This is a genomic window from Blautia sp. DFI.3.45 (assembly GCF_020593505.1).
Lineage (GTDB): Bacteria > Bacillota > Clostridia > Lachnospirales > Lachnospiraceae > Blautia_A > Blautia_A wexlerae.
The window spans coordinates 122,096-139,526 of record NZ_JAJDMI010000003.1 but is presented as its reverse complement, the minus strand read 5'-3'; the positions used below and the strand labels follow the sequence as shown (position 1 = coordinate 139,526).

General features: G+C 38.1%; 20 protein-coding genes. 19 read left to right on the top strand and 1 reads right to left on the bottom strand.

From position 1 onward, the window contains the following. Positions 1-100: 100 nt before the first annotated feature. From radC to LJE09_RS02095, 19 genes are all read left to right on the top strand, one after another. On the top strand, positions 101-820 hold the full coding sequence (gene radC / locus LJE09_RS02185) for a RadC family protein (protein ID WP_008703183.1): 720 nt from the start codon (positions 101-103) through the stop codon (positions 818-820). 22 nt (positions 821-842) lie between these two features. Then, positions 843-1,856: a rod shape-determining protein gene (locus LJE09_RS02180; RefSeq protein WP_022379976.1), complete on the top strand. Its 1,014-nt coding sequence runs from the start codon at positions 843-845 to the stop codon at positions 1,854-1,856. 17 nt (positions 1,857-1,873) lie between these two features. Beyond that, positions 1,874-2,785: a rod shape-determining protein MreC gene (gene mreC, locus LJE09_RS02175; RefSeq protein ID WP_020993912.1), complete on the top strand. Its 912-nt coding sequence runs from the start codon at positions 1,874-1,876 to the stop codon at positions 2,783-2,785. Beyond that, the gene (gene mreD / locus LJE09_RS02170; RefSeq protein WP_008703177.1) at positions 2,775-3,305 is read left to right on the top strand and encodes a rod shape-determining protein MreD; all 531 of its coding nucleotides are present in this window, start codon (positions 2,775-2,777) and stop codon (positions 3,303-3,305) included. The genes mreC and mreD overlap by 11 nt, the downstream gene beginning before the upstream one ends. Next, entirely contained in the window at positions 3,290-6,184 is a 2,895-nt protein-coding gene (locus LJE09_RS02165) for a penicillin-binding transpeptidase domain-containing protein (RefSeq protein ID WP_227310932.1), read from the top strand. Before mreD ends, LJE09_RS02165 begins: the two co-directional genes overlap by 16 nt. A 60-nt stretch (positions 6,185-6,244) precedes the next feature. Next, the gene (gene minD / locus LJE09_RS02160; RefSeq protein WP_008703173.1) at positions 6,245-7,033 is read left to right on the top strand and encodes a septum site-determining protein MinD; all 789 of its coding nucleotides are present in this window, start codon (positions 6,245-6,247) and stop codon (positions 7,031-7,033) included. A 25-nt stretch (positions 7,034-7,058) separates the two neighbouring features. Then, positions 7,059-7,346 (top strand): cell division topological specificity factor MinE, encoded by a 288-nt coding sequence (minE, locus tag LJE09_RS02155; RefSeq protein WP_020993911.1) that lies wholly within the window; start codon positions 7,059-7,061, stop codon positions 7,344-7,346. Beyond that, complete coding sequence (locus LJE09_RS02150; protein ID WP_008703169.1) at positions 7,340-8,500, top strand: FtsW/RodA/SpoVE family cell cycle protein; 1,161 nt, start codon at positions 7,340-7,342, stop codon at positions 8,498-8,500. The genes minE and LJE09_RS02150 overlap by 7 nt, the downstream gene beginning before the upstream one ends. Beyond that, the gene (locus LJE09_RS02145) at positions 8,497-9,696 is read left to right on the top strand and encodes a D-alanyl-D-alanine carboxypeptidase family protein (RefSeq protein WP_022379978.1); all 1,200 of its coding nucleotides are present in this window, start codon (positions 8,497-8,499) and stop codon (positions 9,694-9,696) included. Before LJE09_RS02150 ends, LJE09_RS02145 begins: the two co-directional genes overlap by 4 nt. Positions 9,697-9,873: 177 nt before the next feature. Next, complete coding sequence (locus LJE09_RS02140; protein ID WP_227310931.1) at positions 9,874-10,413, top strand: hypothetical protein; 540 nt, start codon at positions 9,874-9,876, stop codon at positions 10,411-10,413. A gap of 380 nt (positions 10,414-10,793) precedes the next feature. Continuing rightward, the gene (locus LJE09_RS02135) at positions 10,794-11,120 is read left to right on the top strand and encodes a hypothetical protein (protein WP_118566055.1); all 327 of its coding nucleotides are present in this window, start codon (positions 10,794-10,796) and stop codon (positions 11,118-11,120) included. Between the two features lie 570 nt (positions 11,121-11,690). Beyond that, entirely contained in the window at positions 11,691-11,960 is a 270-nt protein-coding gene (locus tag LJE09_RS02130) for a type II toxin-antitoxin system RelB/DinJ family antitoxin (protein ID WP_008703163.1), read from the top strand. Continuing rightward, a complete protein-coding gene (locus tag LJE09_RS02125; RefSeq protein ID WP_428845675.1) occupies positions 11,948-12,232 on the top strand; it encodes a type II toxin-antitoxin system YafQ family toxin in 285 nt (94 codons plus the stop codon). The genes LJE09_RS02130 and LJE09_RS02125 overlap by 13 nt, the downstream gene beginning before the upstream one ends. Positions 12,233-12,256: 24 nt before the next feature. After that, complete coding sequence (locus tag LJE09_RS02120; protein WP_055053093.1) at positions 12,257-12,541, top strand: DUF2442 domain-containing protein; 285 nt, start codon at positions 12,257-12,259, stop codon at positions 12,539-12,541. Between the two features lie 506 nt (positions 12,542-13,047). Next, a complete protein-coding gene (locus tag LJE09_RS02115; protein WP_008703158.1) occupies positions 13,048-13,692 on the top strand; it encodes a hypothetical protein in 645 nt (214 codons plus the stop codon). A gap of 17 nt (positions 13,693-13,709) precedes the next feature. Beyond that, entirely contained in the window at positions 13,710-14,207 is a 498-nt protein-coding gene (locus tag LJE09_RS02110; protein WP_022379980.1) for a hypothetical protein, read from the top strand. After that, positions 14,173-14,853 carry a site-specific integrase gene (locus LJE09_RS02105; RefSeq protein ID WP_008703154.1) on the top strand — a complete coding sequence of 227 codons (681 nt, stop codon included), beginning with the start codon at positions 14,173-14,175 and terminating at the stop codon, positions 14,851-14,853. The genes LJE09_RS02110 and LJE09_RS02105 overlap by 35 nt, the downstream gene beginning before the upstream one ends. Before the next feature lie 383 nt (positions 14,854-15,236). Then, the gene (locus LJE09_RS02100) at positions 15,237-15,656 is read left to right on the top strand and encodes a hypothetical protein (RefSeq protein WP_008703153.1); all 420 of its coding nucleotides are present in this window, start codon (positions 15,237-15,239) and stop codon (positions 15,654-15,656) included. A 148-nt stretch (positions 15,657-15,804) separates the two neighbouring features. Further along, entirely contained in the window at positions 15,805-16,062 is a 258-nt protein-coding gene (locus tag LJE09_RS02095; RefSeq protein WP_118568848.1) for a hypothetical protein, read from the top strand. A 157-nt stretch (positions 16,063-16,219) separates the two neighbouring features. Here the strand turns inward: LJE09_RS02095 and LJE09_RS02090 are convergent, their stop codons facing one another. Further along, positions 16,220-17,302 (bottom strand): tyrosine-type recombinase/integrase, encoded by a 1,083-nt coding sequence (locus tag LJE09_RS02090; protein WP_055052780.1) that lies wholly within the window; start codon positions 17,300-17,302, stop codon positions 16,220-16,222. Positions 17,303-17,431: the final 129 nt, after the last annotated feature.

Here is a 17,431-nt window from a genome sequence, read left to right as displayed (position 1 = left end):
TTCACATAAAAATCAGAGAGGAGAGTGTACATCTCTCCTCTTTTATGCTAGAATATAATTTGCAATTTGCCCAGAGGCTTTAGAGAGCACAGGCAGACTTATGAATAATGCAAATAATATTATGAAGCAGCTTCCCAGGGAACAGCGGCCGTATGAGAAATGCTTTATGCAGGGTGAGGGTTCATTAAATGACACTGAACTGCTGGCAGTAATCCTGCGCAGCGGCACTTCAGGAAAGAATTCACTGGCACTTGCACAGGAGATCCTGAAATTTATGGAGTCGTCCTCCTATCCCGGCCTTATGGGGCTTATGCATGTATCTGTACAGGATCTTATGAAGATTCATGGAATCGGACAGGTAAAAGCAGTACAGTTAAAATGCATTGGAGAACTTTCCAAAAGAATTGCCAAGGCTGCTGCCAGACCGCAGATAGTTATGAACAATCCCTCCTCCATAGCAGCTTATTATATGGAAGAACTCCGCCATGAAGAGCAGGAACTGGTGATCTGTATGATGTCAGATGTGAAAGGACATTTTCTGGGAGATAAGATACTGACCCGGGGAACTGCAACCGGTTCGCTGGTAACACCAAGGGAAATCTTCATGGAAGCCCTGCGCCGCCATGCAGTCAGTCTGATATTGATACACAATCATCCAAGTGGTGATCCTACACCAAGTCCGGATGACTTACAGATCACAGCCAGGATTTATCAGGCGGGGGAACTGCTGGGAATACATCTGCTGGATCATATTGTGATCGGGGATCAGAGATACTGCAGCTTCAGAGAAGAAGGATTATGGAATACATGTACAGAATAAGGCAACAACAAAGGGGCAGAATATGCTATTTGAGAAAACATATGGAATAGATTTGGGAAGCAGTTCCGTAAAAGTCTATTCTTTTTTCAGAAACAAAACTTATATCGAGAAAAATATGATCGCGTCCAAGGGACACACGATCATTGCAATGGGAAATGAAGCATACGATATGTTTGAGAAATCCCCCACAGATATTACGGTTACTTCGCCAATGACATTTGGCATGATCGCTAATCTGGAACTTCAGGAGATTGTTCTTTACAGTATGATCCGAAAGATCGATCATATCCTGGGATTTGGCGCAACAATGTATTTTACTGTTCCTCTGGATATGACTGCGGTTGAGAAACGGGCATATTTTCATGTGGCGAATGGTCACTGGTTAAAGAAAAATCGCGTATTTATGGTAGAGGCACCCATTGCAGATGCCATTGCCATGGGTGTCAATCTGGAAGATCCGGAAGGAAATATGATCGTAAATATCGGTGCACAGAGTACAGAAGTATCGATCATCACCGGAGGAAAGATCATTATCAGCAGGAAAATACCGCTGGGAGGCAGACAGATGAATGAATCTGTCTGCAGTGAAATACGTAAAAGATATAATCTGCAGATTGGCACAAGGACTGCCAAGAGGCTTAAGATGGTCATGGGACGCCTCAGTGATCCGAAAAAGGAAGTACGTAAGGTTGTAGGAATTGACTGTATTTCCGGACTGCCAAGAGAAGAAATCATTTCTTCTTATGTGGTAAATGACGGTATCATGAACTGTCTGAATGAGATTGCGGCAGAGATGAAAACATTTCTGGAGCGAATTCCTCCCCAGATTTCCTACCATATTGCGAAACAGGGGATTTACATAACCGGAGGCAGTACCAGACTTCCTTATATTGATAAATACCTTGCCAGTTATACAGGATTCACCTTTAATCTGTCAGATTTTTATGAAACCTCGGCAGTTACAGGTCTGGAGAAAATAATCAGAAATAAAGAACTGCGTGAATGGGCAGTACCGGTTACGCAGAGAAAACTATAATTTTTAGGGGTGCATCAATGAAAAACCTGAAAAAGAAAGTACATTTTAGGATTAAATTAAAAAGTAAACATCTTCTGGTCATTATGTCGATTTTCTGCGTCAGCTGTATTGCTGCCACTTTTTCATCCGGCGTAACCACTGCACCGCTGCAGGATGCCGCCGGGATACTGATCGTTCCATTTGAAAACAGCATCAATCGGATCAGTTCAGTTCTGAAAGGAATGCAGGACCGTATGCGTGATAAAGAAGAAATCCTCAGTGAGAACGAAAATTTAAAGGCACAGATAGACAGTCTCACAGAACAGAACAATAAACTGATCCAGGATCAGACAGAATATGTAAGATTACAGCAGATGTATAATCTTGACCAGCAGTATACCGAATATCCAAAGATTGCTGCAGAAATCATATCCAAAGATCCGGGCAACTGGTATGATACCTTTATGATCAACCGGGGATCTGCAGACGGCATTCGTGTGGATAATAATGTACTTGCAGATAAAGGTCTGGTCGGGATCGTGACAGAGGTCGGAACTCACTGGGCGACTGTACGTTCCATTATCGATGACAGCAGCAATGTCAGTGCCATGACTGTCAGCACACAGGATAACTGTGTGGTGGAAGGAGATCTGGAACTCATCGATGAGGGTAAATTAAGCTTCAGCCAGTTGTATGACCAGAATAATAAAGTAACAGTGGGGGAACGCATCGTTACCTCCAATATCAGTGAGAAATATGTAGAGGGACTGTTTATCGGATACGTCAGTGAGGTGGAACAAAACAGCAACAATCTGACCAAAACAGGTACCATTGTCACACCTGTAGATTTCCAGCATCTGAAAAATGTACTTGTCATTACAGTAAATAAACAGGATTCTGTTAATGACAATGCTCAGGCAGCTCAGGAGGCGACTGCAAATGAAGAGTAAGATAGCGTTATTTTTTATGATCCTGATCAGTTTTCTTCTTCAGTGTACTCTTCTTCATGTGATATCCATCGGTTCTATCACGCCGAATCTGATCCTGATCCTGTGTATATCCATGGGGCTGATGCGCGGAAGAAAAAGTGGACTGTGGACAGGATTTTTCTGTGGATTTCTGGTAGACATGTTCTATGGCTCTGTGTTTGGTTTCTACGCTCTGATCTATATGTATATTGGCTTTTTAAGCGGATATGCCCACAGGATCTGCTATGATGATGACATAAAGGTTCCGGTTATGCTTGCAGGTATCGGGGATTTACTGTACGGACTTTCTGTCTATGCATTGCAGTTTCTGCTCAGGGGACGTCTGGGGCTCGGAACCTATTTATACCGGATTATTTTACCGGAGATTTTTTATACAGTGATCCTTACACTGATTGTTTACCGGGTATTTCATTATATTAATTATCATTTCATGAAGAATCCATCAATGAAGGAAAGTGAGTCTATTTGGGTACTAAAATAAAAAGATTTTTTAAAAAGATACGAATAAAACGTACCACAGTACTGGTACTGGTTTTTGTATTTATGTCAGCCACTCTGGTCCGTCAGCTTTTTGAACTGCAGATCATCCAGGGAGAGGCTTATATCAGCAAATTTGAATCAAGAACAACAAAAAAACGTGTGATCAAAAGTACGCGTGGCAATATCTATGACAGAAATGGTGAGGAGCTGGCAACAAATGTGCTGGCTTATTCTGTTACCTTTGAGGATAATGGAACTTATGATTCTACCAGAGAAAAGAATCTTACACTGAACGGGATTGCCTATAAAGTCCTGAAAATCCTTGAGTCCAACGGGGATTCCATCAGTACCGGCTTCCATATTGTTTTGGATGAGAGCGGGAATTATGCTTTTGATGTTGATGAGGGATTTACTCTGAACCGTTTTCGTGCGGATATTTACGGAGAACCGTTGATTGATAACCTGACAAAAAAACAGAAAAATGCCACTGCAGATCAGATGATCGAGTTTATGAGCGGAAAAGAGGGATTTTCCATTGTTCTTTACGGCGATAATGCTTATACCAAAGAAGAACTGACATCCCATGGACTTCCGGAGAGCCTGTCAAAGCAGGATATACTTGAGCTTTCCAAAATCCGCTATGCACTGAGCACTAACAGTTTCAAGAAGTACATGGCCGTTACGATTGCTTCAAATATAAGCGAAAAATCTGTAGCTGCAATCAGGGAAAATCAGCCGGAGCTTCAGGGAATTGACATTGTAGAGGATTCTGTCCGCAAATACATTGATGATGCAAGCATGGGACCAATTCTTGGTTATACGGGACAGGCTTCTTCAGAAGAGCTTGAAGAACTGAGACAGAAGAATCCTGATTATTCAAATGATGCGATCATCGGTAAATCGGGAATTGAGAAATATATGGAAACATCTCTTCAGGGAACAGACGGTGAAGAAACTGTCACTGTCGATAACCTTGGCAAAGTACTTAAGATTGACGACAGCACTAGAGTAGAACCTGTCGCAGGTAATGACACCTATCTTACCATAGACAGCAGCTGGCAGTCCGCTATCTACCAGATCCTGAAACAGAGAGTTGCCGGAATCCTTTTATCCAAGATTGAAGCATCCAAAACCTATGATTTCAGTGTAAATGATGCTGCACAGATTAAAATACCGATCTATGATGTATATAATGCCCTGATTGCCAACAGTGTCATCGATATCAATAAATTCAGTGATGCCAACGCTTCCGATACAGAAAAAAAATTATATGCCAAATTTCAACAGAAACAGCAACAGGTTTTTGATACAATAACTAACAGGCTGACAGCTGAGAATCCACCGGCCGTAAAAGATGAAGATGATCAGATCCAGGAATACCTTACTTATATCTGTGATGATCTTCTCAGAGATACGCTGGGGGTTATCTCAAAGAATGCCATTGATACCTCTGACAGTACTTATCAGAAATGGACAACCGATAAAGATATCAGTCTGAAAGATTATCTGACATATGCGGCAAGTCAGAACTGGATCGATATTTCCAAATTTTCTACAGAAGGAGATTATCTGGATTCCGATGAAGTATATCAGGCTCTTACAGATTATCTGATCGATTATCTTAAAAAAGACACCAATTTCTCAAAACTTCTATATAAGTATATGCTTCAGGAGGACACCATTTCCGGAAGCGAGATCTGTCTGGTGCTGTATGAACAGGGAGTTTTATCAAAAGATGATGGCAGTTACGAGGCACTGGCCTCCGGCTCCATGACAGCTTATGACTTTATGATCAATAAAATTTATACTCTCGAAATAGAACCTGCACAGCTTGCGCTGGAGCCATGTTCTGCTTCTGCAGTAATCACAGATGTCAAAACAGGGGATGTTCTTGCATGCGTATCCTACCCGGGATATGACAATAACCGTCTGGTAAATAACATGGATACGGATTATTATGCGAAATTATCTACAGATAAATCCAGTCCGTTTTTCAATAAAGCAACCCAGCAGACAGCAGCACCGGGTTCTACATTTAAGATTCTGTCTACAATTGCCGGAATGTCTGAAGGAGTGATCGATGACGGAACATACATTAACTGTACCGGCTCCTTTGATCTTGTAACACCTCCGATCAACTGCTGGAACAAACAGGGACATGGAGAGATCGAGATCAGGGAGGCGATTGAGCAGTCCTGTAACTATTATTTCAACATGGTTGGTTTTAAACTTGGTCAGGATGCAGACGGAAACTTTTCAGAAAACCGAAGCCTGAGTGTACTGCAAAAATATGCTTCAGAGATTGGTCTGGATAAGAAAACAGGTATCGAGATCACAGAATCCGCACCTCATGTGTCAGATTCCTACGCAGTCCCGTCTTATATCGGACAGGGTACCAATGCTTATACCACCAGTCAGCTGGCACGTTATGCAACAGCGATCGCTACCAGTGGAAATGTTTATGATCTGACTTTACTTGACAGACAGACAGATTCCAAGGGTAATACTTTAAAAAAATATGAGCCGGATATCATTAATACAGTTGATGTATCACAGAATGTGTGGGATGATATTCACGACGGAATGTACCGGGTAGTACAGACTCACAGACAGTTTGACGGACTTGGCATGGATGTGGCAGGTAAAACCGGTACAGCCGAGGTAAATGTTTATCATCCAAACCATGGTATGTTTGTGGGATATGCCCCGGCTTCAGATCCTGAATATGCGATTGCAGTGCGTATTGAGAATGGATATACTTCCGGTAATGCGTGTCTTGCAGCTGATGATATTTTTAAATATATCTTTGAATTAACTGATGAAAAGTCTATTCTTACCGGTGTTGCGGCAAGTGATACCAGTGACACTTCGAATGACTGAAACTACCATACAGGAGAATACCAGAAGAATGGAAATTTTTTCAGGGAGGAAATTGTAACTATGAGTGAAGTCATTGTGATTACTTCCGGCAAAGGCGGAGTAGGAAAAACCACAACTGTCGCCAATATCGGAACAGGTCTGGCTATGCTGGGCAAAAAAGTTGTTGTGGTTGATACAGATATCGGTCTGCGGAATCTGGATGTTGTTCTGGGCCTGGAGAACAGGATTGTCTATAATCTGGTGGATGTCATTAACGGAAGCTGCCGTCTGCGACAGGCTCTGATCAAGGATAAAAGACATCCGGAATTATGTCTTCTGCCATCTGCGCAGACAAAAGACAAATCCGCTGTGTCTCCGGAACAGATGATAAAACTGACCGACGATCTGAGAGAACAGTTTGATTATATTCTTCTGGACTGTCCGGCAGGAATTGAACAGGGATTTAAAAATGCGATCGCAGGTGCTGATAAAGCCCTGGTAGTTACCACGCCGGAGGTTTCTGCGATACGTGATGCAGATCGGATCATCGGACTCCTGGAAGCCAACGAGATCAGAGATATCAGCCTGATCATCAATCGCCTGCGGCCGGATATGATTGCAAGAGGTGATATGATGTCCGTAGATGATGTAACGGATATCCTTGCTGTTGATCTGATCGGAACAATTCTGGATGATGAACAGATTGTGATTGCCACAAATCAGGGGGAGCCTCTTTCCGGGAAATCTTCTCAGGCAGAAGAAGAATACATGAATATCTGTAAACGCCTTTTAGGTGAAGAGATTCCGTTTGCAGACATTAACAGGAAGCAGGGGTTATTAAGAAAAATAGGTAGTTTTTTCAAAAAGTAGCCTGTATTTATAAGGGGGAATCTGTGTGAAAGCTTTTTTTAAAGAAAAGAAGCGTTCAGCCGGATATGCAAGAGACCGCATGAAGCTTCTGCTGATCTCGGAACGTATCGACTGCTCTCCACAGATGATGAAAATGTTGCGGAATGATATGATACATACCGTAAAAAAATACCTTACTATTGATGAAGAACAGGTAAAAATCCAGATTACGCAGGAACCTGCAGTACTCCATGCGTATATTCCTGTTTTAAACAAAAAGGATAACCGTTTGGTATCTTCACAGTTACTAAAAAGGACAGATAAATTATGTTAAAGCAATATAAATTAAGATTTTACAATTTCAGACTGATCATTTTCCTGCTGGCGATCAGCCTGATAGGAGTTACACTGGTAGGCACAGCAGCATCGGACCTGCGATCAAAGCAGTTTGCCGGAGTAATACTTGGACTTATTGTCATGCTGATCCTTTCTTTGCTGGATTACTCATGGATCATGAACTTTCAGTGGATCATGTATGGATTTAATATTATCATGCTGATCGTTGTGCGTATTGCGGGTGACAGTGCCAACGGTGCTGCCAGATGGATCGGTATCGGATCTTTCCGATTTCAGCCGACAGAATTATCAAAGATTATCCTGATCGTATTCTTTGCAAAATTTTTTATGGATCATGAGGAAACACTGAATACACTTAAAACGCTGGCATTATCCGGCGTGTTACTGGCAGTACCTCTGTTCCTGATCCTGGAACAGCCGGACCTGAAAAATACAATTACTGTTGTAGTAATTTTCTGTATTATGATCTATATTGCAGGTTTAAGCTATAAGATCATCGGAGGAGCACTGCTTATTGCTGTTCCATTGACCATTATTTTTTTATCAATTGTTGTCCAGCCGGATCAGAAACTGCTCAAGGATTACCAGAGAAGCCGTATCATGTCTTTTTTGTATCCGGAAAACGAAGAATACTCGGATGATATTGAACAGCAGAATAACTCTAAAACTGCAATTGCTTCAGGGGAACTGGTTGGTAAGAAATTAAGCGGTGATGACAGTACAACTTCTGTAAATCAGGGAAACTTCGTGGCAGAGAATCAGACAGACTTTATTTTTGCTGTTGCAGGTGAAGAGTACGGATTTATTGGATGCGTGATAATTGTATTGCTACTTTTGGCAATTGCCTTTGAATGTATCCGGATGAGTCTTCGGGCAAAAGATTTGTCAGGAAAGGTTCTTTGCTGTGGAATCGGCGGCCTGATCGCACTACAGAGCTTCATTAATATCTGTGTTGCAACAGGTCTTGCGCCTAATACGGGAACTCCCCTTCCTTTTGTAAGCTATGGACTGACTTCGCTGGTAAGTCTGTATATTGGTATGGGGCTTGTACTCAATGTAGGACTTCAGAGCAGCACATACAATAAAGAAATTATTCAAAAAGAAATTGACAGAAGAGAGGATTACTTATGAGAACAAAAAAGAAATCTTCCGGTAAAATACCGGAAAAGAAATCTGCTGTTCCATACAAATCTACAGCTCCGCACAGACACAAACCTTCCAGACCGCTTCAGACAGTCAAACTGCCGAAATCGCAGATGCCATCCAGACAAACAGAGGAGCATCAGGCTTTGCTACGTACAAAATATCATAAAAAGCGTCAGAGATTAAAACATATATTCAGGATTCTGGTTGGTGTATTTGTGATTCTTGCAGCTGCCGGCGGTGTTTTTTACGGATGGAATATATTAAGCGGAAATTATTTTGGTACTCCTGAACAGGCTTTTGATTCTTCTGAAGTTTTCACAAATGCCCTTGCAGCTAAGGAAAATATGAGAACAGAATCTTTCGCCCAGAAATTATGCGTTTCCCCCAAAGGAAATGTTGATCGTATTAAGAATGCCCAGCTGGAAGATGGACAGAAAGGGCTACTGTTCAGTCTGAGCAATCATAAAGTACTGTATGCAAACGGCATTTATGATAAGGTGTATCCTGCAAGTATTACCAAGATCATGACAGCAATGCTTGCATTACAAAGTGGAAAACTGAATGACACTGTCACGATCACTCAGGATAATGTTACACTGGAGGATGGATCACAGGTCTGCGGATTTGTGGCCGGCGATCAGGTTACCCTTGATCAGCTTCTCCACTGTCTGCTTGTATATTCCGGCAATGATGCAGCTTCTGCCATTGCGGAATATGTTGGAGGCAATACAGAGAACTTCGTACAGATGATGAATGATTATGCCGCAAAGCTTGGATGTACAGGAACACATTTTTCCAATCCACATGGACTGCAGGATGAAAATCACTATACAACACCATATGATATTTATCTGATGCTGAATGAAGCATTCACCTACCCTGAATTTACAGAAATTACAGAGTTGCCGTCTTATACAGTAACCTATACAGGCTCAGACGGAACTGAAAAAAGCACCACGCTTACCGCAACAGACCATTATCTTACCGGAGAGGCAACAGCCCCAAAAGATGTTACAATTCTCGGTGGTAAAACCGGAACAACAGAAGTAGCCGGCAATTGTCTTGCAATCCTTACACAGAATGCATACGGAAAAACTTTTGTTTCAATTGTAATGGGAGCTGCTACGAAAGAACTTCTGTATCAGGAGATGAATTCACTGCTTCAGAATATCAACAGTTAGTCAATATAAAACGGATACAGTTATCATTAATTGTATCCGTTTTATGTTATAGAAAATTCTCCGCAATGTTTTTATAACACCTATAACATAATAAAGTCTTCCGACAGGGGTCGTACAAGACCATCCACTTTGCTGTTACAAGAATTCCGGTTACATAAAAGAACGAGGTGAAAGATCATGAATAACAATTGTATTACAACATACACAGGCAGACATATAGATCCATTACATCCGGATCCGGATATGATCTGTATCGAAGATATTGCACATGCCTTATCTTTGATCTGCCGCGGAAACGGACAGGTAAAAACTTTTTTTTCAGTAGGTCAGCATTGCATCAACTGTGCCAGAGAAGCCCTTGCGCGAGGATATTCCAGGCGTGTGGCATTTGCCTGCCTTCTGCACGATGCCAGCGAATGCTATTTATCTGATGTGCCAAGACCATTCAAGAAAACCCTCTCAGGATATAAAGAGCAGGAGAAAAATCTGCTGGATCTGATCTATCAGAAATATCTTGGGAGCCCATTAAACGCAAAAGAAGAACAATTATTAAAAGAAATCGATGATGCTATGCTCTGGTTTGACCTTACATACCTGCTAAATGACCCCCAGGAAAGGGAAGCACCGGAAATTCATATTACAATAGATTATACGGTACGGGCTTTCGAGGAAACAGAAAAGGAATACCTGGAATTGTATAGCTTTTTTACCCATTGAAAAAAATAAATATCTCGGGATTTTGGCATGAATATGCCAAAACACCTCGCGGGACAGTGGTGTGTGAACAGTAACATATTTTCAACAAAATTTCACAAAAAAATATAAATACCACTTGTGTTTTTGAATAATATGCATATAATATCACATTTACGATTTTATCCCGTAAAATCAAGGGAAAACAGGTGTTAAACAGGTATAAATACACCAAATTTACACCACAGAATATAGCATTACATCTATAACAATACAAGAACATTTAAACATCTGAATAAGTCCATGTACTTTTATAACAATAGGTACGTGGGCTTATTTTAGTGCTTAAAAATATTATCAAAGAAATGGTGATTTCATAGAACAAAAGCAAGGAGGAAAAGACGATGAACAAAACAATATATGAAGCAGAATTTACCAAAATGGTACATGATAAAATGAGAGAAGCTAATAGATTCAAAGAATATGAGAGAATACCAAAAAATAGGATAGGTGGAGACTACTGGAATACATACTGGACAATCCGTTATATGCTTCACACTATAGAGGATATTTTGGCTAAGGGAGATAAACTGGTATTATTAGGATTTTTCACTGTAGAACCTAAATTTTATAAAGAAAAAAAACATGTTCTGGAATGGAAAGAACAGGCAAAAATGTGTATGAGATTCCAGAAAGATATAAGGCAAAGTTTAAATCTGGTACTGTGTTAAATCGTGCTTGCGAAGCGTATGGAGATTATCTCAAATGGGAAGAACCTGATGTGATGGGATTTTAAGGGTAGGTTCAAATTTCTGTCGGTTTAGAAACGCATCAGACAACGGAAAAATGCGATAAATTCGTTGTTTAAAAACCGAAGTCAGTTGTTTAGAAACAGGAACGGAAGTAATATTTAGTTTACTTCTATAGACAGGACGGAGGGCTTTTTCATAAGACTTCCGTTATCCTGCTTATAATAACGGAAGGGAACTAATACAGTCATCCGTATAACCATAACCATCCCTCACAGAATCAATTCTATGCTGAAAATCCTTATATATAACCTTAAATTTCCAACGAAAACCATCTACCCTAACAACTTTACCCTTAAAGCATTATCGTTGAAATTTGATGGTTAGTTCATTAATATATTGTGTAGAAACGAGTATAAGATGTCTGCTGCCGATGCAGATATTTATATAAGGATGGAAAAGATATAATTCTTGAAATAATGCATAGTATTGACAATGCATTGCATAAGCTATATAATGATAATATAAATAGATTAGAAAGCAGGTGGATTTATGGCAAATGTATCAATTAGAATGGATGATAATTTAAAGAAACAAGCAGAAGATCTTTTCAATGATTTAGGTATGAATCTGACAACTGCATTCACAATTTTTGTAAAACAGGCAATCAGAGAACAGGGAATACCGTTTGAGATTACCAGAGAAATACCAAACAGTGAAACAATATCAGCAATTAATGAAGTGCAGCAGATGAAACAGAATCCTTCTCTTGGAAAAGCATATACAGATGTGGACAAGATGATGGAGGAATTATTAGCATGAAATATACGGTTAAGCCGACCAGTAAGTTTCAAAAAGACTTAAAACGTATTCAGAAACGTGGATACGATATGAGATTAATGACTGATATCATCAAAAAATTGGCAAATGGTGAAATATTACCGCCGAAGAATCGAGATCATAATCTTTCAGGAAATTATAGTAATTGCAGAGAATGTCATATTGCTCCTGATTGGTTGTTGATTTATGAAGTCTATGAAGATGAACTATTCCTATATTTGACAAGAACTGGAAGTCATAGTGATTTGTTTTGATTAAAATAATAGGACTATAACAATATGAACGAATATTTTCCAACAGTAGTACAGGTGATACCATTGGATAATTTTCATGTACAGGTATTCTTTGATGACGGTAAGATTGTAGACTATGATGCTACAGAAGATTTGAAAGCAGAAATATTTAAGCCATTAAGAGATATTGATGCATTTAAGGAAGCTTGTACCGTTATGAATGGTACTCTTGCATGGGATCTTTCTGGCAACAGAGATGAATCCAGTTGTATTGACATTGATCCATTTACTGTATATGAGTTAGAATCCATTAATAATCTGATTGCTTGAATAATGTGATCACAATTTAATATGAGCAGTATGAAAGTCCTCGGGAGTTAATCCTGGGGGCTTTTCAAAATTAAGATTTAATAATCAGAAGAATTGCTATATTTTTCTAGCAATAATGAGAATTCTTTAAAAAATTTGCGCCTATTATAATTGGGTAAATCGTATAATGGCGCTGATAATATAGCCATCATTAGTCCAGAATCTTCTACTAATTTATGTAGCATTTTATCGATTACTTCACAAGAATATGCTGATTTTCTTGTAAAACATGCCAATGAACTTGATCCATATCTGATACTGATAAAGCCTTCTGAAATCAGAGGTGACGAAGAGTATGTTTGCAAAGTCCTCAGAATGATTGTGAATCAGTCAATTAAACTTGATAAAGAGATTGAGATTCCATCACGTAAATATGTAGTGGAACTTTAAGACACACAGAGAAATATATATCAATATCAGTGGATGGAGTTGCATCTGTCCACTGAGAGAAAGGAGAGCTATGTATTATGAATGATAATAAAATGATTACTCAGTCAAGAATTATTGAAGAGTATGGATGGACGAAAAGTTTAATCAGTAAATTTCTTCCAGATCCAGTATTGAAAGCGAATCCTCATTATAGAAAGGCTGCTCCTATGAGATTGTGGGATGAAGATACCGTTAAGCAGGTAATGACAACATCAGAATTTCAAGATGCTATGGAGAAAGCTAATAAGCGTAAGAAATCAGCAAGTAAAGCAGTCGAAACTAAGTATAGCAATATGAATCATAGTGTTCAGTTGTTTATAGATTCAATTACTATAAAAGTTTTATCGGATGAAGAATTAAAGACTAAGGCACTAAAAGCAAAACAAGAGTGGTATCAATGTCATCCATGTTCTTTAAATGGTGATTGGATTGATGAGCCATATATGAAAAATGCTTATACAGCCAATGAAGAAACTATCAATCGTTGGATTGTAAACTATATCAGACATAATTTGGTAAGTTATGATAATTTTCTTGGCAGTATTGATGGAAAAGTAGGATCAGTAGAAGCTTATCCAGAAGTTAAAATTGCGGTACTTGAAAAAATTGCTAATACATATCCGAAATATAAGGATGAATGTGAGAGACAGATATTTTTTGTTGATTTCAATGCGGATAGATAAAAGGAGAATCAATTCATATGAATGAAAAATTTCGGACAATTGGATTAGATACGGAAGATAAAATTACAGAGTTCATTGATTATATTGATGATTTGGAAGATACCGAAGAAATTAAAAGTGATGTTTATGGATTCTTTGAGGAAGAGTCATCGTACAATGAGAATCATATACCTGCTTATGTTGTAATGACAAAATATAAAGGCAAATATATCGTTTGGGTTGAAGATCAATGCTGCGATTTTGCTATAAGTTATCCACCATATAATTTGTGCGATATATTTTCAACCTATGATGAAGCTAACGAATATTATAAGTCATTGGCACATTCTGGAATTAAGCCTTTAAGTGAACAAGTAGAAGAGTGTAAGAGCCAACTCATAGATGAAGTTGATCTTAGAGTGTCAACAATGGTGCCGAATGTTCTTAATATTAAGGTGTGGTATAAAAACTGTTTAATCATTGAACATCTGACACAGTTTGATGTTCAGTATATCAACAATGGTGCAGCAGGATAATTTTCTTACATACATTAAAAATAGCAAGTATGCATATTATTATCCATTGTTTGTATTTATACTTGAAACTGCTCTGAGAGTTGGAGAGGTTTGTGGTTTGACATGGGATGATGTAGATTTAGAACATGGCTTTGTAAATATCACTCACCAGTTACAATACAACAATGTAGGAAAAGATGCTTGTCAATATCAAATACTTACTCCTAAATCTAAATCTGGTGTTCGTAATGTTCCATTATCAAATGCCGCAAGGGATGCTCTTATGGAACAGATGAAAAATCAGATTGAGATGGATAAGAAAACAGAGATCGAAATAGATGGATATAAGGATTTTGTATTTTCTAACAGGCAAAATAAACCATTTATCACACAAACTATTGGACGTATTCTGAATCGTATTGTAGATGATTATAATTCTGATATCAAAAAGTTTGGTGGAACAATAGAGCCATTACCACATATACATCCACATCTCCTGAGACATACATCATGCTCTCGTATGGCAGAAGCCGGAGTTGATCCAAGAACATTGCAGGATATCATGGGTCATGCTTCTATGAAAATGACGATGGAATTGTATAATCATGTTACAGATGAACGCTTGACAAACGAAATTCAGAAGCTAAATAATAGACGTATTTCGTAATGTAATAATCTTACACCATTTTTAGATAAAAAATAGCTAGCTTACATCAAAATTAACAGTTCTGTAACAATAAGCTTACACCAATTTGATTCTGAAACGGTCAAAAAGAGCTTTATTACACCAATTTTACACCAAACACATACCAAGATATAAGAAGATATAAGAAAATACAAAGAGTTCTGAAATCAAACAGAAGTATTCCATAGTGATAATTATCTCCAAAAATCCAGTAAAAACATATAATTTTTATATTTTCAACAAAATTTCACAAAAAAATATAAATACCACTTGTGTTTTTGAATAATATGCACTATAATATAAAACATATTAATTAAAGTTTTTAGTCTAAATTAATATTATATGTGTCTAAGGAGGAAAACAGCATGGTTGAACTGATTGTAGGAAAGAAAGGCAAGGGCAAAACAAAAGTACTGTTAGATAAGGTAAATGGTGCGGTAAAAGAGGCAAATGGAAGTATTGTCTACTTAGACAAGAGCACAAAACATATGTATGAACTCAACAATAAAGTACGTCTTATTGATGTATCCGGATTCCCTATTAAGAATGCAGATGAATTTGTAGGATTTATCTGTGGTATCCTTTCTCAGGATCACGATCTTGAGCAGATTTATCTTGACAGTTTCCTTAAGGTAGCAAAATTGGAAGATAAAGACATTACAGGTACTCTGGGACAGTTAGATGAGATTGGTAAACAATTTAATGTTACTTTTGTAATTAGCGTATCTTTAGACAAAGAAGAGATTCCTGAAGCGCTCCATGGTAAGATCAGTGTAGCTTTATAACCATCTTTTATTATTAATACTAAAAACTACATAACATAAATAAAAAGGATACCTGTTAAGATATTTTCAGCAGATATCCTTTTTATTGCATTTTGTAAGCATACCTGTTATCATGGAAAAACAATAAATATTAGGAGATGAGAGATATATGGAAGAATTATACAGAATAATTGAGCAAAAAATTAAAGATGCAGGATATTCAAGAGCAATTTCCGGTGAAATGGTTTACGGAGATATCTGCGACCAAATTGAAGGAAAAGAAAATGGCTCTTACGTTTTACTTTCCAAGGTTGAAGATGATGTTATTTTTGAATATCATATTACTGTAATGGATGATGAATTCAATCTTGGGTTACTGACAATACGTACTCCGGAAGGCGTATTTGAAACTGATTTTGATAAATAAAAATAGCTTTAACAGTTAGTAAATAGAATTCTGAAAAACATATCATAACCCAAACAGAATCAAGTATGTGACAGATATGTCTTATGTCTGTTATTTAAAGTCTATACAAAACTCCAGAGACATATCTGTCATTTTTCATACTTATCTTTTTATGTTTTTAATCTTCGCGTAAATGCACCGCTGTGGCCGCCTTACGACGTCTTGCATCATCCATAGCTGCATAATGTTTCTTTGTGGTGTTTACATCTCTGTGACCTAATACATCGGCTACAAGGTAAATATCGCCTGTTTCCTGATACAAAGTAGTACCGTAAGTACTGCGAAGCTTGTGTGGTGTGATTTTTTTTGTGGTCGTAATGGCACCTGCGTATTTTTTTACCAGATTTTCAACAGCCTGGATGCCAATCCTTTTTCGCTGGGTAGAGTAGAAGAGAGCGTGTTCATGCCCTGCTACAGGAACGATATTCTTACGAACTTCCAAGTACTTTTTCAAAGCTTTTTCTACCTCATGTCCAAAATATACAACCATTTCATTTCCACCTTTTCGGGTGACTTTAATCCCATTATTTTTAAAATCAACATCTTCAACATCAAGTCCTACACATTCAGATACACGAATCCCGGTACCAAGCAGGAGAGTAACGATGGCAAGATCACGCTCCTTGGTTTTTTCATAATAAACACGTTTCTGTCCGGTAAGCTCATCACCGCAGTGCTCTATATGATCCAATAACATGGCAACTTCATCAGCATCAAGACGTATAATATTTTTTTCATGAGTTTTCGGAACATCTACAAGAACAGTTGGGTTCGTCTGGATAAATTCATGTTTATAATAATATGCATAAAAACTTCTCAATGCAGAAATTTTTCTTTTCAGGCCACGTTCACCATTGGTTTCTGTTTTATCACCATTTTTATATACTTTAAGATATTCCTGATATTCCTCGATATCTATAGCTTTAAGCTGATCCAGAACATCAACGGTAAAATCTTTCATGGAATAGTCCTTAAAGGCAGGATTTTCATCCAGGAGAAACTGAAAAAAGATTCGGATATCATACGCATAGGAAATTCGTGTTTTGGTAGTAGTAAGCGGATCCATAGCACGAAAATAATCCTTGCAGAAATCAGGCAGTGTTTTCAAAACAGCTCGAAGCTTCAAAATATTTGAAATATCGGTCTGTTCGTGATAAGTGACTTTCTTGCTATCATTATAATAATCAATATATTTATCCATAAAAAATCTCCTTAAAAAAATTATTTTATAACTTCTTAATGTTAAGAATATTGTTGAGAATATTTAAGACATATAAATCATCAAAGTTGATAATGATTAATAATTGCAGAGAAAATGCCTTTGTCAATA